Source organism: Pseudomonas sp. RG1 (assembly GCF_025910115.1).
Classification (GTDB): domain Bacteria; phylum Pseudomonadota; class Gammaproteobacteria; order Pseudomonadales; family Pseudomonadaceae; genus Aquipseudomonas; species Aquipseudomonas atacamensis.
This window is the reverse complement of the sequence record NZ_JAPCIK010000035.1, coordinates 41,514-58,374: the sequence shown is the minus strand read 5'-3', so window position 1 is coordinate 58,374 and position 16,861 is coordinate 41,514. Positions and strand designations below refer to the sequence as shown.

General features: G+C 59.7%; 20 protein-coding genes. 9 read left to right on the top strand and 11 right to left on the bottom strand.

Features of this window, described 5'->3' with window-relative positions; translation table 11 throughout:
* Nucleotides 1-250: 250 nt before the first annotated feature.
* From infA to aat, 3 genes are all read right to left on the bottom strand, one after another.
* Nucleotides 251-469 carry a translation initiation factor IF-1 gene (infA, locus tag OK411_RS18075; RefSeq protein WP_002553999.1) on the bottom strand — a complete coding sequence of 73 codons (219 nt, stop codon included), beginning with the start codon at nucleotides 467-469 and terminating at the stop codon, nucleotides 251-253.
* Between the two features lie 112 nt (nucleotides 470-581).
* The gene (locus OK411_RS18070; protein WP_016775265.1) at nucleotides 582-1,289 is read right to left on the bottom strand and encodes an arginyltransferase; all 708 of its coding nucleotides are present in this window, start codon (nucleotides 1,287-1,289) and stop codon (nucleotides 582-584) included.
* Between the two features lie 58 nt (nucleotides 1,290-1,347).
* Nucleotides 1,348-2,028, bottom strand: coding sequence for a leucyl/phenylalanyl-tRNA--protein transferase (gene aat / locus OK411_RS18065; RefSeq protein WP_122508082.1), 681 nt, complete (start codon nucleotides 2,026-2,028; stop codon nucleotides 1,348-1,350).
* A 522-nt stretch (nucleotides 2,029-2,550) separates the two neighbouring features.
* Here aat and ftsK point away from each other — a divergent pair.
* From ftsK to cysG, 6 genes are all read left to right on the top strand, one after another.
* The gene (gene ftsK, locus OK411_RS18060; RefSeq protein WP_041477069.1) at nucleotides 2,551-4,959 is read left to right on the top strand and encodes a DNA translocase FtsK; all 2,409 of its coding nucleotides are present in this window, start codon (nucleotides 2,551-2,553) and stop codon (nucleotides 4,957-4,959) included.
* Nucleotides 4,960-5,026: 67 nt separating this feature from the next.
* Complete coding sequence (gene lolA / locus OK411_RS18055; protein WP_136493737.1) at nucleotides 5,027-5,647, top strand: outer membrane lipoprotein chaperone LolA; 621 nt, start codon at nucleotides 5,027-5,029, stop codon at nucleotides 5,645-5,647.
* Nucleotides 5,648-5,842: 195 nt separating this feature from the next.
* Nucleotides 5,843-7,165: a replication-associated recombination protein A gene (locus tag OK411_RS18050; RefSeq protein ID WP_042609225.1), complete on the top strand. Its 1,323-nt coding sequence runs from the start codon at nucleotides 5,843-5,845 to the stop codon at nucleotides 7,163-7,165.
* Nucleotides 7,165-7,539: a fluoride efflux transporter CrcB gene (gene crcB, locus OK411_RS18045; protein WP_016775261.1), complete on the top strand. Its 375-nt coding sequence runs from the start codon at nucleotides 7,165-7,167 to the stop codon at nucleotides 7,537-7,539. The genes OK411_RS18050 and crcB overlap by 1 nt, the downstream gene beginning before the upstream one ends.
* 15 nt (nucleotides 7,540-7,554) lie before the next feature.
* Nucleotides 7,555-8,835: a serine--tRNA ligase gene (gene serS, locus OK411_RS18040; RefSeq protein ID WP_024013408.1), complete on the top strand. Its 1,281-nt coding sequence runs from the start codon at nucleotides 7,555-7,557 to the stop codon at nucleotides 8,833-8,835.
* A complete protein-coding gene (gene cysG, locus OK411_RS18035; RefSeq protein ID WP_264365473.1) occupies nucleotides 8,836-10,230 on the top strand; it encodes a siroheme synthase CysG in 1,395 nt (464 codons plus the stop codon).
* 116 nt (nucleotides 10,231-10,346) lie between these two features.
* Here the strand turns inward: cysG and OK411_RS18030 are convergent, their stop codons facing one another.
* The 7 genes from OK411_RS18030 to OK411_RS18000 form a co-directional block, all read right to left on the bottom strand.
* A complete protein-coding gene (locus OK411_RS18030) occupies nucleotides 10,347-11,348 on the bottom strand; it encodes a glutathione S-transferase family protein (RefSeq protein ID WP_130901721.1) in 1,002 nt (333 codons plus the stop codon).
* 91 nt (nucleotides 11,349-11,439) lie between these two features.
* Nucleotides 11,440-12,441: a glycosyl transferase family protein gene (locus OK411_RS18025; protein WP_024013405.1), complete on the bottom strand. Its 1,002-nt coding sequence runs from the start codon at nucleotides 12,439-12,441 to the stop codon at nucleotides 11,440-11,442.
* A complete protein-coding gene (locus OK411_RS18020) occupies nucleotides 12,438-12,773 on the bottom strand; it encodes a TusE/DsrC/DsvC family sulfur relay protein (protein ID WP_016770652.1) in 336 nt (111 codons plus the stop codon). The genes OK411_RS18025 and OK411_RS18020 overlap by 4 nt, the downstream gene beginning before the upstream one ends.
* A complete protein-coding gene (gene tusB, locus OK411_RS18015; RefSeq protein ID WP_186566414.1) occupies nucleotides 12,770-13,063 on the bottom strand; it encodes a sulfurtransferase complex subunit TusB in 294 nt (97 codons plus the stop codon). Before tusB ends, OK411_RS18020 begins: the two co-directional genes overlap by 4 nt.
* Nucleotides 13,063-13,419 (bottom strand): sulfurtransferase complex subunit TusC, encoded by a 357-nt coding sequence (gene tusC, locus OK411_RS18010; protein WP_071172887.1) that lies wholly within the window; start codon nucleotides 13,417-13,419, stop codon nucleotides 13,063-13,065. Before tusC ends, tusB begins: the two co-directional genes overlap by 1 nt.
* A 2-nt stretch (nucleotides 13,420-13,421) precedes the next feature.
* Nucleotides 13,422-13,814, bottom strand: a complete 393-nt coding sequence (gene tusD, locus OK411_RS18005; protein WP_217878488.1) for a sulfurtransferase complex subunit TusD — start codon at nucleotides 13,812-13,814, stop codon at nucleotides 13,422-13,424.
* 185 nt (nucleotides 13,815-13,999) lie between these two features.
* Nucleotides 14,000-14,329 carry a DUF6388 family protein gene (locus OK411_RS18000; protein ID WP_073471290.1) on the bottom strand — a complete coding sequence of 110 codons (330 nt, stop codon included), beginning with the start codon at nucleotides 14,327-14,329 and terminating at the stop codon, nucleotides 14,000-14,002.
* Between the two features lie 133 nt (nucleotides 14,330-14,462).
* Here OK411_RS18000 and OK411_RS17995 point away from each other — a divergent pair, with 133 nt between their 5' ends.
* On the top strand, nucleotides 14,463-14,813 hold the full coding sequence (locus OK411_RS17995; RefSeq protein ID WP_024013401.1) for a hypothetical protein: 351 nt from the start codon (nucleotides 14,463-14,465) through the stop codon (nucleotides 14,811-14,813).
* Nucleotides 14,814-14,914: 101 nt separating this feature from the next.
* Here OK411_RS17995 and OK411_RS17990 read toward each other — a convergent pair whose 3' ends face one another.
* Nucleotides 14,915-15,340 (bottom strand): GNAT family N-acetyltransferase, encoded by a 426-nt coding sequence (locus tag OK411_RS17990; protein WP_130888681.1) that lies wholly within the window; start codon nucleotides 15,338-15,340, stop codon nucleotides 14,915-14,917.
* Between the two features lie 152 nt (nucleotides 15,341-15,492).
* On the opposite strand from OK411_RS17990, the gene OK411_RS17985 reads away from it, so the two are divergent.
* Complete coding sequence (locus OK411_RS17985; RefSeq protein WP_024013399.1) at nucleotides 15,493-15,933, top strand: hemerythrin domain-containing protein; 441 nt, start codon at nucleotides 15,493-15,495, stop codon at nucleotides 15,931-15,933.
* 207 nt (nucleotides 15,934-16,140) lie between these two features.
* On the top strand, nucleotides 16,141-16,776 hold the full coding sequence (locus OK411_RS17980; RefSeq protein ID WP_016775256.1) for a lytic polysaccharide monooxygenase auxiliary activity family 9 protein: 636 nt from the start codon (nucleotides 16,141-16,143) through the stop codon (nucleotides 16,774-16,776).
* Nucleotides 16,777-16,861: the final 85 nt, after the last annotated feature.

The following is a 16,861-nucleotide window of genomic DNA, read 5'->3' as shown; positions in this document are numbered from 1 at the left end:
CGCTCATTGTGTAGGAGCTGCCGAAGGCTGCGATCTTTTGCTTTTGCCTTTCTGTGGGAGCGAGCCTGCTCGCGAAGGCGGCCCGCAGGTCAACCCGTTTCTGTCTAATACGCGCGATCCAAGCGCAGGAGCTGCCGGAGGCTGCGATCTTTTGATTTGCATGCTGTAAGCGCGAAACCGCCAGCCCCAAAACCTCAAAACGCAGATACAAAAACGCCCGGCATTACCCGGGCGTTCTGTATTGACTTGATTAACGAGCGCGGTAAGTGATCCGCCCTTTGCTCAAGTCATAGGGCGTCAGCTCGACGCGCACTTTGTCACCGGTAAGAATACGAATGTAGTTCTTGCGCATCTTGCCGGAAATATGCGCGGTTACGACGTGCCCATTTTCCAACTCCACACGAAACATGGTGTTGGGCAGGGTGTCGACGACAGTGCCTTCCATTTCGAAGCTGTCTTCTTTCGACATGCAGTAAAGCCCTCGGTATCCAATGAATGGCCCGGTGCAACTGCGCCAGGCAAAAGCGGCGTGCATTGTGCCCGAAAAATGGTGTTTACGCCAAGGGGTTTAGGCCGCAGGTTCAGTTCAGGATGACCCAGCGCTGATTGATCAGCAATTCGATGGGCCGATATTGCGTCTTGTAATTCATCTTTTTGCAGTTCTTGATCCAATAACCCAGGTACACGGCCTCAAGGCCCAGACGCTGGCTCTCGGCGATTTGCCAGAGGATTGCGTAACGGCCGAGGCTGCGGCGTTCTTCGTTCGGTTCGTAGAAGGTGTACACCGCCGACAGGCCGTTGGGCAGCAGATCGGTGACTGCTACCGCGAGCAACCGTCCGTCGAGTCGAAACTCGTAGAAACGCGAGAAGGGCAGGTCACGCACCAGGAACGTCGAGAACTGATCGCGGCTCGGCGGGTACATGTCGCCGTCGGCATGGCGCTGTTCGATGTAGCGCTGGTACAGGTCGAAATACTCTTCGCTGAAGTGCGGTTTGACCGGCTGCACTTGCAGGTCGGCGTTGCGTTTGTAGATACGCTTCTGCTGGCGATTGGCGATGAACTGGGCGGAGGGAATGCGCGCAGGCACGCACGCATTGCAATTCTGGCAATGCGGCCGGTACAGATGATCGCCGCTGCGACGAAAGCCCATTTCCGACAGGTCTGCGTAGACATGCACATCCATGGGCTGACTCGGGTCGAGAAACAGCGTCGTGGCCTGCTCCTCGGGCAGATAACTGCAAGAGTGGGGCTGAGTGGCATAAAACTTCAAACGCGCCAACTCGGTCATGAATCAACCCTCGGGATAAGCTGGTGGATTAAGTGTAAGCCACCTGCGCAAAAGTCGCTCAGCAAACCCAAGTCGCCGAATTCGGTTGGTCGAGATGGCGTTGGAGATAGTCGGCGAATTCGTCGCGCGGAATGGACCGTGCACCGAGGCTGTGCAGGTGATCGGTCGGCATCTGGCAGTCGATCAGCACAAACCCGGCGGCTTTCAAATGCTGGACCAGCGTGGCAAAGCCATATTTGGATGCATTGTCAGCGCGGCTGAACATCGACTCGCCAAAAAACAGTTGGCCCATCGCCAGGCCGTACAGGCCGCCGACCAGCTGTCCCTCGTCCCAGACCTCAACCGAATGAGCGAAACCGCGCCGATGCAATTCTACGTAAGCATCCTGCATGGCCTCGGTGATCCAGGTGCCGTCGGCGTAGTCACGCGGGGCAGCGCAGGCGCGGATGACGGCGTCGAAATCCTGATCGAAGGTCACTTGATAGCGTTGCTTGCGCAGCAGCTTGCCGAGGCTGCGCGAGACGTGCAGTTCATCGGGAAACAGCACGGTGCGAGGGTCTGGCGACCACCAGAGAATGGGTTGGCCTTCGGAGAACCAGGGAAAGCAGCCATGGCGATAGGCCTGGATCAGGCGGTCGGCGGACAGATCGCCGCCGGCGGCGAGCAATCCGTTCGGCTCGCGCATGGCTTTTTCCAGTGGCGGAAAGGTCAGGGAATTACGTTGTAACCAAGTCAGCATGGCATCCAGGCTTGCAGAAGGGGAGGGCGGTCAGGGGGCGTGCAGGCCCCGCGAAAGAGTTTGCCGCGAAACGGCGCCGCTGTCCTGCACAGTTGTCTGGTGCAGCGAGCATTGAGCTGCAACTTGATGTGTCGCCCGTGGTCGTAAGCGTCGCCGTGTCGATGCTGAGGAGCATTCCTGTGAGCCCGATTCGGCCAGGTTCGCTACGTTCATCAAATACAGCTCATAAGCCTTTGTCACCAAAGGCAATGCATGCTCCAATTGCAAGGCATTGCGTGTGCGATTGGCTATGCTCAAGGCTGGGGTCTGAAACATGGCGTCGGGCGCACAAACCCGTACAATGCCGGGTTGTGACGGCCTTTTCGCTGCGCACAGTGTTTATGGCTGTGTTTATAAAACCAGTGGCACAGTGTTAAAAGTAGTCCCAGTTGAGCTTTTCACCTTTTTTACCTGCCTGGATTGGGCAGTTTTTTATCGTCATTCAATAGATGGACGCGCCTCGGGCGCAGGAAAAGAAGCGTTTTGAAGAAGACCACCGAAGCACCCAAAACAGTCGTTCCGCTCTGGCGCCAGCAACTGCACTACCGGCTCAAGGAAGGTGCATTGATCGCCATCGGCGCCTTGTGCCTGTTCCTGATGATGGCTTTGCTGACTTACGGCAAGGACGACCCGGGCTGGAGCCATAACAGCAAGATCGACGATGTGCAGAACTTCGGCGGCCCGGCCGGCTCTTACAGCGCCGATATCCTGTTCATGGTGCTCGGCTACTTCGCCTATATCTTTCCGTTGCTGCTGGCGGTCAAGGCGTACCAGATCTTCCGTCAACGCCACGAACCATGGCAGTGGAGCGGCTGGCTGTTTTCCTGGCGCCTGATCGGTCTGGTGTTCCTCGTACTGTCCGGTGCTGCGCTTGCGCACATTCATTTCCATGCCGCGACCGGTCTGCCGGCCGGCGCTGGCGGTGCCCTGGGCGAAAGCCTTGGCGATCTGGCGAAGAATGCGCTGAACATTCAGGGCAGCACGCTGCTGTTCATCGCGCTGTTCCTGTTCGGCCTGACCGTATTCACCGACCTGTCGTGGTTCAAGGTGATGGACGTCACCGGCAAGATCACCCTCGATCTGTTCGAGCTGTTCCAGGGCGCGCTCAACCGCTGGTGGTCGGCGCGCACCGAGCGCAAGCAACTGGTCGCGCAACTGCGTGAGGTTGATGACCGCGTCCACGATGTGGTCGCACCGACTGTCACCGACAAGCGTGAACAGGCCAAGGTCAAGGAACGCCTGATCGAGCGTGAGCAAGCGCTGAGCAAGCACATGTCCGACCGCGAGAAGCAGGTGCCACCGGTGATCGCTCCGGCACCAGCCAAGGCGCCGGAGCCGAGCAAGCGCGTGCAGAAAGAGAAGCAGGCGCCGTTGTTCGTCGACAGCGCGGTCGAAGGCACCTTGCCGCCGATCTCGATTCTTGATCCAGCGGAAAAGAAACAACTCAACTATTCGCCCGAGTCCTTGGCGGCGGTCGGCCACTTGCTGGAAATCAAGCTCAAGGAATTCGGCGTCGAAGTCACCGTTGATTCGATCCACCCGGGCCCGGTGATTACCCGTTACGAAATCCAGCCTGCCGCCGGGGTAAAGGTCAGCCGCATCGCCAACCTGGCCAAAGACCTGGCGCGTTCGCTGGCGGTGACCAGTGTGCGGGTGGTCGAGGTGATTCCGGGCAAGACCACTGTCGGTATCGAGATTCCCAACGAAGACCGCCAGATCGTACGTTTCTCCGAGGTGCTGTCGACCCCCGAGTACGACAACTTCAAATCCCCGGTCACCCTGGCGCTCGGTCATGATATCGGCGGCAAGCCGGTCATCACTGACCTGGCGAAGATGCCGCACTTGCTGGTGGCCGGTACCACCGGTTCCGGTAAGTCGGTGGGCGTGAACGCGATGATCCTGTCGATCCTGTTCAAGTCCGGGCCTGACGACGCCAAGCTGATCATGATCGACCCGAAAATGCTTGAGCTGTCGATCTACGAAGGCATTCCGCACCTGCTCTGCCCGGTTGTGACCGACATGAAGGACGCCGCCAACGCCTTGCGCTGGAGCGTTGCCGAGATGGAGCGTCGCTACAAGCTGATGGCGAAAATGGGCGTGCGTAACCTGTCCGGCTTCAACGCCAAGGTCAAGGAAGCCCAGGATGCCGGCGAGCCGTTGAGCGATCCGCTGTACAAGCGCGAAAGCATTCACGACGAAGCGCCGCTGCTGCAGAAACTGCCGACCATCGTCGTAGTGGTGGACGAATTCGCCGACATGATGATGATCGTCGGCAAGAAGGTTGAAGAACTGATCGCCCGTATTGCGCAAAAGGCGCGTGCGGCGGGGATTCACTTGATTCTTGCGACCCAGCGCCCGTCGGTGGACGTGATCACCGGTCTGATCAAGGCCAACATCCCGACCCGTATGGCGTTCCAGGTATCGAGCAAGATCGACTCGCGGACCATCATCGACCAGGGTGGCGCCGAGCAACTGCTCGGTCACGGTGACATGCTCTACATGCCGCCGGGCACCAGTCTGCCGATCCGCGTCCACGGCGCATTCGTCTCCGACGATGAGGTTCACCGCGTGGTCGAAGCGTGGAAGCTGCGCGGCGCGCCGGAATACAACGACGATATCCTCAACGGTGTCGAAGAGGCGGGTAGCGGCTTTGAAGGCAGTAGCGGTGGTGGTGACGGTGATGATCCGGAAGCCGACGCGCTGTATGACGAAGCGGTGCAGTTCGTCCTCGAAAGCCGTCGCGCGTCGATTTCCGCTGTGCAGCGCAAGCTGAAGATCGGCTACAACCGCGCCGCGCGGATGATCGAGGCGATGGAGATGGCCGGCGTTGTTACCTCAATGAACACCAACGGTTCGCGTGAAGTCCTGGCCCCGGGCCCGGTACGCGACTGAAACGCAACGACTCGGGTGGCGCAATGACGCGCCACCCGCTTTCCCACGAGTATTCAAGAGGACTCTCATGCGCCTTATCCGCATGCTGTTGCCAGTACTGGCGCTGACCACACTCACGGCCCTCGCCGATGAAAAGGACGTGGCGCGTCTGACCCAATTGCTCGAAACATCGAAAACCCTGTCGGCGAACTTTTCGCAGTTGACCCTCGACGGCACCGGCACCCAGTTGCAGGAAACCACCGGCAACATGACCCTGCAGCGTCCGGGCCTGTTCTACTGGCACACCAACGCGCCGGCCGAGCAGACCATGGTTTCCGATGGTAAGAAAGTCACCTTGTGGGACCCGGACCTGGAACAGGCGACCATCAAGAAGCTCGACGAGCGTCTGACCCAGACGCCGGCGCTGCTGCTGTCCGGCGATGTCTCGAAGATCAGCCAGAGCTTCGATATCAGCGCGAAAGAGGCGGGCGGCGTGATCGACTTCACTCTCAAGCCGAAAACCAAGGACACCCTGTTCGACAACCTGCGCCTGTCGTTCCGTAACGGTCTGCTCAATGACATGCAACTAATCGACAGTGTCGGCCAGCGCACCAATATCCTGTTTACAGGGGTCAAGGCCAACGAAGCGGTGCCAGCGTCCAAATTCAAATTCGACATTCCCAAGGGTGCCGACGTTATCCAGGAATAAACACCGGCCCTTTGTGTCAGGGCCTTTGTGGTGAGGGCCTGCTATTGAGGGGCTATTGTGGCGAGGGGATTTATCCCCGTCCGGCTGCGCAGCAGTCGTCGCTTTTGGGGCCGCTTCGCAGCCCAATGGGGATAAATCCCCTCACCACAGGTTCTTCAGCAGATTTCAGAAAATCAGAGGTTTCAACGCTACGTGATGGATCTGTTTCGCAGTGCACCGATTGCTCAACCCTTGGCCGCGCGTCTGCGTGCAGCCAATCTGGATGAGTACGTCGGTCAGGAACACGTGCTCGCTCGCGGCAAGCCTCTGCGTGAGGCGCTGGAGCAGGGCGCGCTGCATTCGATGATCTTCTGGGGGCCGCCGGGCGTGGGCAAGACCACCCTGGCGCGCTTGCTCGCAGAAGTCTCCGATGCGCACTTCGAAACGGTTTCGGCGGTGCTCGCCGGGGTCAAGGAAATCCGCCAGGCCGTTGAAATCGCCAAGCAGCAGGCCGGCCAGTACGGCAAGCGCACGATCCTGTTTGTCGATGAAGTGCACCGTTTCAACAAGTCGCAGCAGGACGCGTTTCTGCCCTACGTTGAAGACGGCACACTGATCTTCATCGGCGCCACCACTGAAAACCCTTCGTTCGAACTCAACAACGCCCTGTTGTCGCGGGCCCGCGTCTACGTGCTGAAAAGCCTCGACGAAGCGGCGCTGCGCAAGCTGGTACATCGCGCGCTGACCGAGGAGCGTGGGCTGGGCAAGCGCAACCTGACCCTGAGCGATGAAGGTTTTCAGATGTTGCTGTCCGCCGCTGATGGTGATGGCCGGCGTCTGCTCAATCTGCTGGAAAACGCCTCTGATCTGGCCGAAGACAACAGCGAAATCGGCACCGAGCTGCTGCAAAGCCTGCTCGGCGACACCCGTCGACGTTTCGACAAGGGTGGCGAAGCGTTTTACGACCAGATCTCGGCCCTGCACAAATCCGTGCGCGGCTCCAACCCTGACGGCGCGTTGTACTGGTTTGCGCGGATGATCGACGGCGGCTGCGATCCGCTGTATCTGGCGCGGCGCGTGGTGCGCATGGCCAGCGAAGACATCGGCAATGCCGATCCGCGTGCGCTGAGCCTGTGCCTGGCGGCGTGGGAAGTGCAGGAGCGTCTCGGCAGCCCCGAGGGCGAATTGGCAGTCGCCCAGGCCATTACTTATCTGGCCTGCGCACCGAAAAGCAATGCGGTGTACATGGGCTTCAAAACTGCGCTGCGCGCAGCGGCTGAGAACGGCTCGCTGGAAGTCCCGCTGCACCTGCGCAATGCACCGACCAAGCTGATGAAGCAATTGGGTTATGGCGACGAATACCGCTACGCCCACGACGAGCCGGACGCCTATGCCGCCGGCGAAGACTATTTTCCGGAAGAACTCGAGCCGATTCCGTTCTATCAGCCAGTGCCCCGTGGCCTGGAGTTGAAGATCGGCGAGAAGCTCAATCACCTCGCTCAGCTCGATCGTCTGAGCCCTAGGCAGCGGAGAAAATAGTGGTTCCATTGATCCTTGCAGTGTCGGTCGGCGGTGTTGCCGGCACCCTGTTGCGCTTCGCCACCGGTAATTGGGTCAGCGCCAATTGGCCGCGGCACTTCTATACCGCGACGCTGGCCGTTAATATCGTGGGCTGCCTGCTGATTGGCGTGTTGTACGGCCTGTTTCTGATACGCCCGGAGGTGCCGATCGAAGTACGCGCCGGGTTGATGGTCGGCTTCCTCGGGGGGCTGACGACTTTTTCATCCTTTTCACTGGATACGGTGCGCCTGCTGGAAAGCGGGCAAGTGTTGCTGGCCCTGGGCTATGCCGCACTCAGCGTATTCGGCGGGCTGCTCGCGACGTGGGCCGGCCTGTCCCTGACCAAACTTTGATAACGAGAAACCGACATGCTCGATTCCAAACTGTTACGTAGCAACCTTCAGGACGTAGCGGACCGCCTGGCTTCCCGTGGCTTTGCCCTGGACACCGCGCGCATCGAAGCGCTGGAAGAACAGCGCAAGACCGTCCAGACCCGCACTGAAGCACTGCAGGCTGAGCGTAACGCGCGTTCCAAATCCATCGGGCAGGCCAAGCAGCGTGGCGAAGACATCGCGCCGCTGATGGCGGACGTCGAGCGCATGGCGGGCGAGCTGAGCGCTGGCAAGGTCGAGCTGGATGCGATCCAGACCGAACTCGATTCGATCCTGCTCGGTATCCCGAACCTGCCGCACGAGTCGGTTCCGGTCGGCAAGGACGAAGACGACAACGTCGAAGTGCGCCGCTGGGGCACGCCGACTCAGTTCGATTTCGAAGTCAAAGACCACGTTGCCCTCGGCGAAAAGTTCGGCTGGCTGGACTTTGAAACCGCCGCCAAGCTGTCCGGCGCGCGCTTTGCGCTGTTGCGTGGCCCGATCGCGCGGCTGCATCGCGCACTGGCGCAGTTCATGATCAACCTGCATGTCACCGAACATGGCTACGAAGAGGCTTACACGCCTTATCTGGTTCAGGCTCCGGCGCTGCAAGGCACCGGCCAGTTGCCAAAGTTCGAAGAGGATCTGTTCAAGATTGCCCGCGAAGGCGAAGCCGATCTGTACCTGATCCCGACTGCCGAAGTGTCGCTGACCAACATCGTTGCCGGCGAAATCGTCGATTCGAAACTGCTGCCGATCAAGTTCGTCGCCCATACCCCATGCTTCCGCAGCGAAGCCGGTGCGTCGGGCCGCGACACGCGTGGCATGATCCGCCAGCACCAGTTCGACAAAGTCGAAATGGTCCAGATCGTCGAGCCATCGCAATCGATGGAAGCGCTGGAAGGCCTGACCGCCAACGCCGAAAAGGTTCTGCAACTGCTCGGTCTGCCTTACCGCACCCTGGCGCTGTGCACCGGCGACATGGGCTTCAGCGCGGTCAAGACCTACGATCTGGAAGTGTGGATTCCGAGCCAGGACAAATACCGCGAAATCTCCTCGTGCTCCAACTGCGGCGATTTCCAGGCGCGGCGCATGCAGGCGCGTTTCCGCAACCCGGAAACCGGCAAGCCTGAGCTGGTGCACACTTTGAACGGCTCCGGCCTGGCGGTCGGTCGTACTCTGGTTGCCGTGCTGGAAAACTACCAGCAGGCCGACGGTTCTATCCGCGTACCGGACGTGCTCAAGCCGTACATGGGTGGCCTCGAGGTCATCGGCTAAATGAAATATCTGCCGCTGTTTCACAACCTGCGCGGCAGTCGTGTGTTGGTTGTCGGTGGGGGGGAAATTGCCTTGCGCAAATCCCGCCTGCTGGCCGATGCCGGTGCGCTGCTGCGGGTGGTCGCACCTGAAATCGAAACGCAACTGGCTGAACTGGTCGCTACCAGCGGCGGTGAATGCCTGTTGCGCGGTTACGCCGAAATGGATCTGGACGGTTGCGGGCTGATCATTGCCGCTACCGACGACGAAACGCTCAACGCGCAAGTCTCCACCGACGCCCACCGCCGTTGCGTGCCGGTCAACGTGGTCGATGCGCCGGCCTTGTGCAGCGTGATCTTCCCGGCGATCGTCGATCGCTCGCCGTTGATCATCGCCGTGTCCAGCGGCGGCGATGCGCCGGTACTGGCGCGTCTGATCCGCGCGAAAATCGAAACCTGGATTCCTTCCACTTACGGTCAGTTGGCTGGATTGGCTGCGCGTTTTCGCAATCAGGTGAAAAACCTGTTTCCGGATGTTCAGCAGCGTCGCGGCTTCTGGGAAGACGTTTTCCAAGGCCCGATTGCCGATCGTCAACTGGCCGGGCAGGGCGCTGAAGCCGAGCGCCTGTTGCAGGCCAAGGTCGATGGCGAGCCCATGGTCACCACTGGCGAGGTTTATCTGGTCGGTGCCGGCCCCGGTGATCCGGATCTGTTGACCTTCCGCGCACTGCGCCTGATGCAGCAAGCCGATGTGGTGCTCTATGACCGCCTTGTGGCACCGGCAATTCTCGAGTTGTGCCGTCGCGATGCCGAACGGGTGTATGTCGGCAAGCGTCGCTCCGAACACGCCGTGCCGCAGGATCAGATCAACCAGCAACTGGTCGATCTGGCCAAGGCCGGCAAGCGTGTGGTGCGGTTGAAGGGTGGCGATCCGTTTATCTTCGGCCGCGGTGGCGAAGAGATCGAAGAACTCGCGGCCCACGGTATTCCATTCCAGGTGGTCCCCGGCATTACCGCGGCCAGCGGTTGCGCTGCTTATGCGGGGATTCCGCTGACCCACCGTGACCATGCGCAGTCCGTGCGGTTTGTCACTGGCCACTTGAAGGATGGTTCCACCGATCTGCCATGGGCCGATCTTGTCGCCCCGGCGCAGACGCTGGTGTTCTACATGGGCCTGGTGGGTTTGCCGATCATCTGTGAGCAGTTGATCAAGCATGGTCGCGCGGCGGATACCCCGGCGGCGTTGATTCAGCAGGGCACCACGGTCAATCAGCGGGTTTTCACCGGCACGCTGGCGGATTTGCCGCGAATGGTGGCGGAGCATGAAGTGCATGCACCGACCTTGGTGATCGTCGGCGAAGTGGTACAACTTCGCGAGAAGCTGGCGTGGTTTGAAGGGGCGCAGGCGCAGGTCTAAAGACCGCGTCGTTCCCTTCGCGAGCAGGCTCGCTCCCACATTGGATCTGTGTCATGCACAAATCCGGTGTGGGAGCGAGCCTGCTCGCGAACGGGGTCTCGAAAACACCGAGCTAATCAACCCCGGCGCCAAACCCCTTTCCCGATCAACCGCTCGCGATCATGCGCTACGCTGAAATCCTGCTGCGGCCCCTTCGGCACCACGCCGGTCGGGTTGATGGTCTTGTGGCTGCCATAGTAGTGATGCTTGATGTGCTGGAAATCCACGGTTTCGGCAATTCCCGACCACTGATACATCTCGCGTAGCCAGTTCGACAGATTCGGGTAATCGGCAATCCGCCGCAGGTTGCACTTGAAGTGCCCGTGGTACACCGCGTCGAAACGAATCATCGTGGTGAACAAGCGCACGTCGGCTTCGGTCAGGTATTCCCCGCTCAGGTAACGATTGGCACCCAGCAGTTGCTCCAGATGATCCAGTTCGGCGAAGACTTCATCGAACGCCTGTTCGTAGGCTTGCTGCGAAGTAGCGAATCCGGCGCGGTAGACACCGTTGTTCACCGCCGGGTAGATCCGCTCGTTCAGCGCATCGATCTCGTTGCGTAGCGGCGCCGGATAAAAGTCCAGATCGTTACCAGTGAGCCCGTCGAAGGCGCTGTTGAACATGCGGATGATTTCCGCCGATTCATTGCTGACAATGCGCTTGAGTTTCTTGTCCCACAGCACTGGCACCGTCACGCGCCCGGTGTAATCAGGCGTGTCAGCGGTGTAGCGCTGATGCATGAAGTCGAAGCCATCGAGTTTGTCGCCGGTCGAGCCGAGCGCTTTGTCGAAAGTCCAGCCGTTCTCCAGCATCAGCCAGCTGACCACCGACACGTCGATCAGACTTTCCAGCCCTTTGAGTTTGCGCAGGATCAGCGTGCGATGCGCCCAAGGGCAGGCGAGGGAAACATAGAGGTGATAGCGCCCGGCTTCGGCAGTGAAACCGCCTTCACCGCTGGGGCCTGGCTGACCGTCGGCGGTCACCCAGTTGCGGCGTTGCGCTTGTTCGCGCTGGAACGCGCCGTCCTTGCTGCTTTCGTACCACTTGTCCTGCCAGTGGCCATCGACGAGTAAACCCATGATCAAGACTCCCAAAACCAATATTCGTTGGAGTCGAGTCTATTCCGATGAGTTCGAACAAAAAGCGCAAAGATCGGGCGCTAATGATCGGTTAGATCGATGTGTTACGCGCCGCCCAATACTGTTCTGCGGTTGCGAAGGCCTGTTCGCGATTCTGACCGAGACCGCGCAGGGCGAGGGCCATGGTCGCAATCAAGGCCATTTGCGGGTAACTGTCGACCACATCGCCACGCCACACGGCTTTCAAGTGCTCGATGTCCAGCGAGGCGGGTTTGACGTGGCGCTGCGCTGACAGCTGCGGCCATTCTTCGTCCCAGCTCTGACCGCCGCTGGTGCCATAAAGGTGGCTGGTGGCGTCGGGGTTGATCTCGATTTCACCGCCATCGCCCTTGACCACAATTGCCGTGTCGCCGAGCAAGCCGCTGGCATCGCGATGCACCGCCTGATAGCCCGGGTGGAAAATGCTTTGCAGGCCACAACGTGCGCCGAGCGGATTGAGAATCCGCGCCAACGAGTGGATCGGCGACCGCAGGCCCAGGGTATTGCGCAGGTCGATCATCTTTTGCAACTGTGGCGCCCAGTCCACCAGCGGCATAAACGCCAGGCCGCCGTTGTCCAGTGCCGCGCCGACCTGCTGCCAATTGCGGCACAGGGGAATGTTCAGTTCGCCCAGCAGTTGTTCGCTGTACAGACGCCCGGCCGTGTGCGCGCCGCCGCCATGCATGAAGATGCGTACGCCGTTTTGCGCCAGGCACTTGGCCGCCAGCAGATACCACGGCAGGTGGCGTTTTTTGCCGGCGTAGGTCGGCCAGTCCAGGTCGACATTCAATGCGGGCGCGTGCAAGCGTGCGCGCAGGGCTTCGGTGAAACCGGCCATTTCCTCGGCACTTTCTTCCTTGTGCCGCAGCAACATCAGGAAGGCACCCAGTTGCGTATCTTCGACCTTGTCATCGAGCACCATGCCCATGGCCTCGCGGGCTTCCTCGCGCGTCAGGTCGCGGGCGCCGCGCTTGCCCTTGCCGAGAATGCGCACGAATTGCGCGAACGGGTGCTCGGCAGGCGTTTCGAGGGTCAATGCTGGAAAGTCGTTCATAGGCAATTCGTCGGTTTGGGCAGGCCCGCCAGTTTTGCGGCGAGTTTGGCAGGGGTGCCTTTGAACAGTCGGTTCAGGTGCAGGCTGTTGCCTTTGTCGGCGCCGAGTTTCAACGCGGTGTACTTGATCAGCGGACGCGTGGCCGGCGATAGCTGGAATTCGGCGTAGAAGCTACGCAGAAGCTCAAGGACTTCCCAGTGTTCGGGCGTCAACTCGATGTCTTCGGCGGCGGCGAGGGCGCTGGCGACTTCAGCCGACCAGTCGCTGAGGTCAACGAGAAAGCCGTCCTTGTCCAGTTCGATGGCGCGGGCGCCGACGGTCATTGAATTCATAGCCAGCTGTTGACCTTGGCGTGATGGATCGACAGTTCGACGAAGGCCGGGTAGTCAATGGCCTCGGCCCAGTCTGGAACCTCGATCGCACGCGCCTGTGCGTCCTCAACCAATACAAAAAGTTTGATTGGTCGCTCTTGCAGAGCAGCGAACGGCGCAGTGTCCGGTTGCAGCGCATACACCGCATCGCCGGACAACAACACAGCGTCGGCGCTGCCGAGCAGGCGCAGACAACTGCTCAGACGATCGTCGCCGAACGGGGAATGAGACAACACATGCAAAGTCGACATCAGAGGGTGATCACCTGATCGTAACGGTCAATAAGGGCGGTGATGTGTTCAGCAGCAAGCGGCTGCGCTTCGTCCAGCGACAGGTTGCCAAGACCGCGAGCATTGGCGCTTTCGGCGCAATAGAACAGCTCTTCGACACCAAACATCGGCAGCGCCTGCAGATTGGCGCTGAGGTCTTTCTGCTGCAAGGCCCTGGCGTTCTGCCCAGCGGCCAGTTGCAGCACGCCGTCATCGAGAAACAGCAAACCGATCGGCAGATCAAAGGCGCCACCGGCGAGCACGATATCCAGCGCTTCCCGCGCGCCGGGGCCGGACCAAGGCGATTGGCGGCTGATGATCAACAGCGATTTGGCCATGTTCAAGCGCCTCCGAAACAGATGAGCCGATCAGCGTCCTGCACGGCGTCGTGCAATTGACCCAGACCGGACAATTCCCACGGCGTGCTGAGCGAAATCGCTTCACGCTGGTAACGCTTGGCTTCTTCTTCGTTCAACACACCACGGCGCAGAGCGGCGGCGATGCAGACCACGCCGTCAAGTTGCTTTTCGTTGATAAAGGCGCGCCATTGCTTGGGCAAGTCCAGTTCATCCTGCGGCGTCACCACCGCATCGGAGGCGTTGAACACGCCGTCCTGATAGAAGAACAGCCGAACAATCTCATGGCCGCCGGCCAGCGCGGCCTGGGCAAACAGCAAGGCACGGCGCGAGGAGGGCGCATGGGCGGCGGAAAACAGCGCGATGGCGAACTTCATGATGGACTCGATCAGCGAAACTTCGGCCATGATAAAGCTTTATTGCGCGTGCCGCGAAATCTGGTAATACGCGGTTCACGGTGGGAGCCTGCTCGCGAAAGCGTCATCTCGTTCGAGATCAGTTTCGGCAGTCACACCGCCTTCGCGAGCAGGCTCGCTCCCACGGGAGATTTGCGGCGGCTGGATTACGGGGTGATGCCGTAAAGCTCGCAATACTCGATCCAGCCCATCCCCGCCATTTCCGCCACTTCCCGATGCACTTCCAGCCGTTGCGCCTGATATTCCTCGGGCGAAGCAGCGGTCAACTGCAACGTCAGCTCCCAGGCGAACAACCTCTGTCTCTCCGCTTCTTCCTCAAACGCCTCATGCAAGCGTTCTTCGCGATACTGCGCCTGGGTTTCGCCCTTGGCCTGAGCCAGCAGCGGGTTGAGATGGTCGAGGGTTTCACGTAGTTCGGGTCGCGCATCGAGAAACAGTTTCAAAGCCTGTTCATGTCGCTGGTCGCTAGGCGCCATGTAATTTCCTTGTGTGACTGATGACCATAGGGTGCCGCACCTGCTTGCGCATGTCGCGCATAAAAACAGTAAAGCAGAACGATTTGCCGCGTCGCAGTGCTACAGTCCGCTTTTTTCTCGATGAGCAAATGCAATGCGAATGCTGATGGTAGTGCTGGCGGCGGCCCTGTTGGCCGGGTGCGCCGGTTCGGTGATGAACGATGCTCGCAGCAAGAGCCCGGACAAGGTCCTGACCTCGGACAAGCCGGAGAAAGACGTCGCCCGGTGCGTGCAATTCGCCTGGCAGGACGAAGCGGTGTTTGGCGTCGACGCGGCGGCCTATCTGGAACCGCGCGAGTCCGGCGGCACTACGGTTTATACGCGTTCGGCAGAGTCGTTTGTCGATGTGATCACCGAAGCGTCAGGTACGACCTTGAACTATTACGCGCAGAAGAGTGATTTTGTCGCGATGCGGCGGATGGCGGCGATGGCGACCTGCCTGTGATTATGGGGTGAAGCGGTTGACGCTTTCGCGAGCAGGCTCGCTCCCACAAGTTGTAATGCATTGCACTGTGGGAGCGAGCCTGCTCGCGAATACGGCATGACTCAATCGATCAGGCGCTTCTGAAAGTAGTGCCGCTTGTGCCCCGGTGGGTAGTCAACGATTTCCCCAAACTGGCTGAACCCCAGCTTCCTGTAGAACTCCGGCGCCTGAAAATCGAACGTGTCGAGCCAGAGGCCGTAGCAATTCTTTTCCCTGGCCAAGGCTTCCGCCTGAGCCATCAATTTCGAGCCGATACCCTGTCCGCGACCCTGTTCCGGCACGGACAGCAGCTCGATGAACATCCAGCGAAAAATCATTCGCCCGTACAAACCGCCCAGTATTTCGCCATTTTCGTCTTTGACCATCAAGGCGAACGGCTCGGATTTCGAACCGCCGGTTTGAGCATCGTTGTATTCGATCAGCGGCTGCAGAATGGCCTGACGCTGTTCCTCGGTAGGGCTCTGCGTCAACTCGATACGCAAATTCATGCATGACTTCCTTGTGTAATTGAACGCCCAGCCTAACCCGTCCGGGCAAACGCCTCCAAGCCCTTCGATCGAACAAGCGGAACCGTCAAACCAGCGTTGCGGTCTAGGCTTTTATCGCGTCTTTCCCTGAGCGCGATTGATGAGGAAATCCCGTGAATATTTTTGAAGCCCTGCGCGAAAGCCACGAGCGCCAGCGCACTTACGCCAAGGCTTTGATCGCGACCAGCGGCGACAGCCCTGAGCGGGTCGAGGCCTACAAGCAGCTCAAAGCAGAACTGCAAGCCCATGAAACCGCTGAAGAGCGGCATTTCTATATTCCGTTGATGGAAATCGATGAAGGCGTGGACCTAAGCCGCCACGCCATCGCCGAACACCACGAAATGGACGAGATGATGGAAGAGCTCGACGAGACCGAAATGTCCAGTCCGGCCTGGCTGGCCACGGCCAAAAAGCTTTCCGACAAGGTTCATCACCACCTCGAGGAAGAAGAGCACAAATTCTTCCAGATGGCCGGCAAGCTGCTCGACGATAAACAGAAAAGCCAACTCGCCGGGCAGTACGAAAAGGAGTATCAGGCGCAACTGTCTGAATGACCAAAGGCGACTCGGCGTGTAGGTGTTCAGCTACACGTTGAGTGCGATGCGTCGTCGAGCACTGGTTATGCATCCAGTGTTTCCGGGCTTTTTACGTCTTGCACACTGGGACTGTGACAAAAGCGCCGATGGACAAAAAATTCACCTCCGTTAGCTTGAAGGCCTCTCCTCGGGAAGGAGAGTTCTCAAATCAACGGAGTGAGCAAGATGAATCAGGCAATCCCACAAACCCAACTCAAACACGGTCGTGTCATCTCGCCAGCGAGTCGCGGCGCAGTGGCCATCGACCTCGGCCTGCTCGGCGCTTGGCAAGTCAATGAAATGGAAGGTGGCAAGAACTTTCCGGCCATGGACGCCGGACCTTTCCCGCAACCTTTCGAGACCGACTCGGACAGCGTCGCGCCGCCGGCCGATGGCTACATTCTCAGCGGCGGCAAGACCGATGCCCGCGATTGCGTCAATTACACCGACGACGAGATGAGCAAGAAGCTCGGCCGTTCATTCAACTGGCCGCTGCTGAATGTCGATCCGGGGCAGATTCTCGAGGTCAGCTGGGCGTACACCGCGCCGCACACCACCCGTGGTTATCGCTGGCTGATCACCAAAGACGGCTGGGATCCACAGCAACGCATCAGCCGTGCGCAGCTGGAAACCCAGCCGTTCTTCGAAGACTTCTACCCGCAAGTGCCGTATTACAGCCATGCCGGCGAATTGAAGGCCAAGGTCGATCATCAAGTGAAGCTGCCTGCGAACAAGCAGGGTCATCACGTCATTGTGCTGATGTGGATCGTCGCCAATACCGGCAACGCCTTCTACCAGGCCTTCGACGTCGACTTTCAGTAACCGCGCAGGCTGAACGAGCCCGGTAGCGCTGCCGGGCTTTTTTTGTCGGCGCAATTGATCGACCATGGCAGTCCCCCCATGAAGA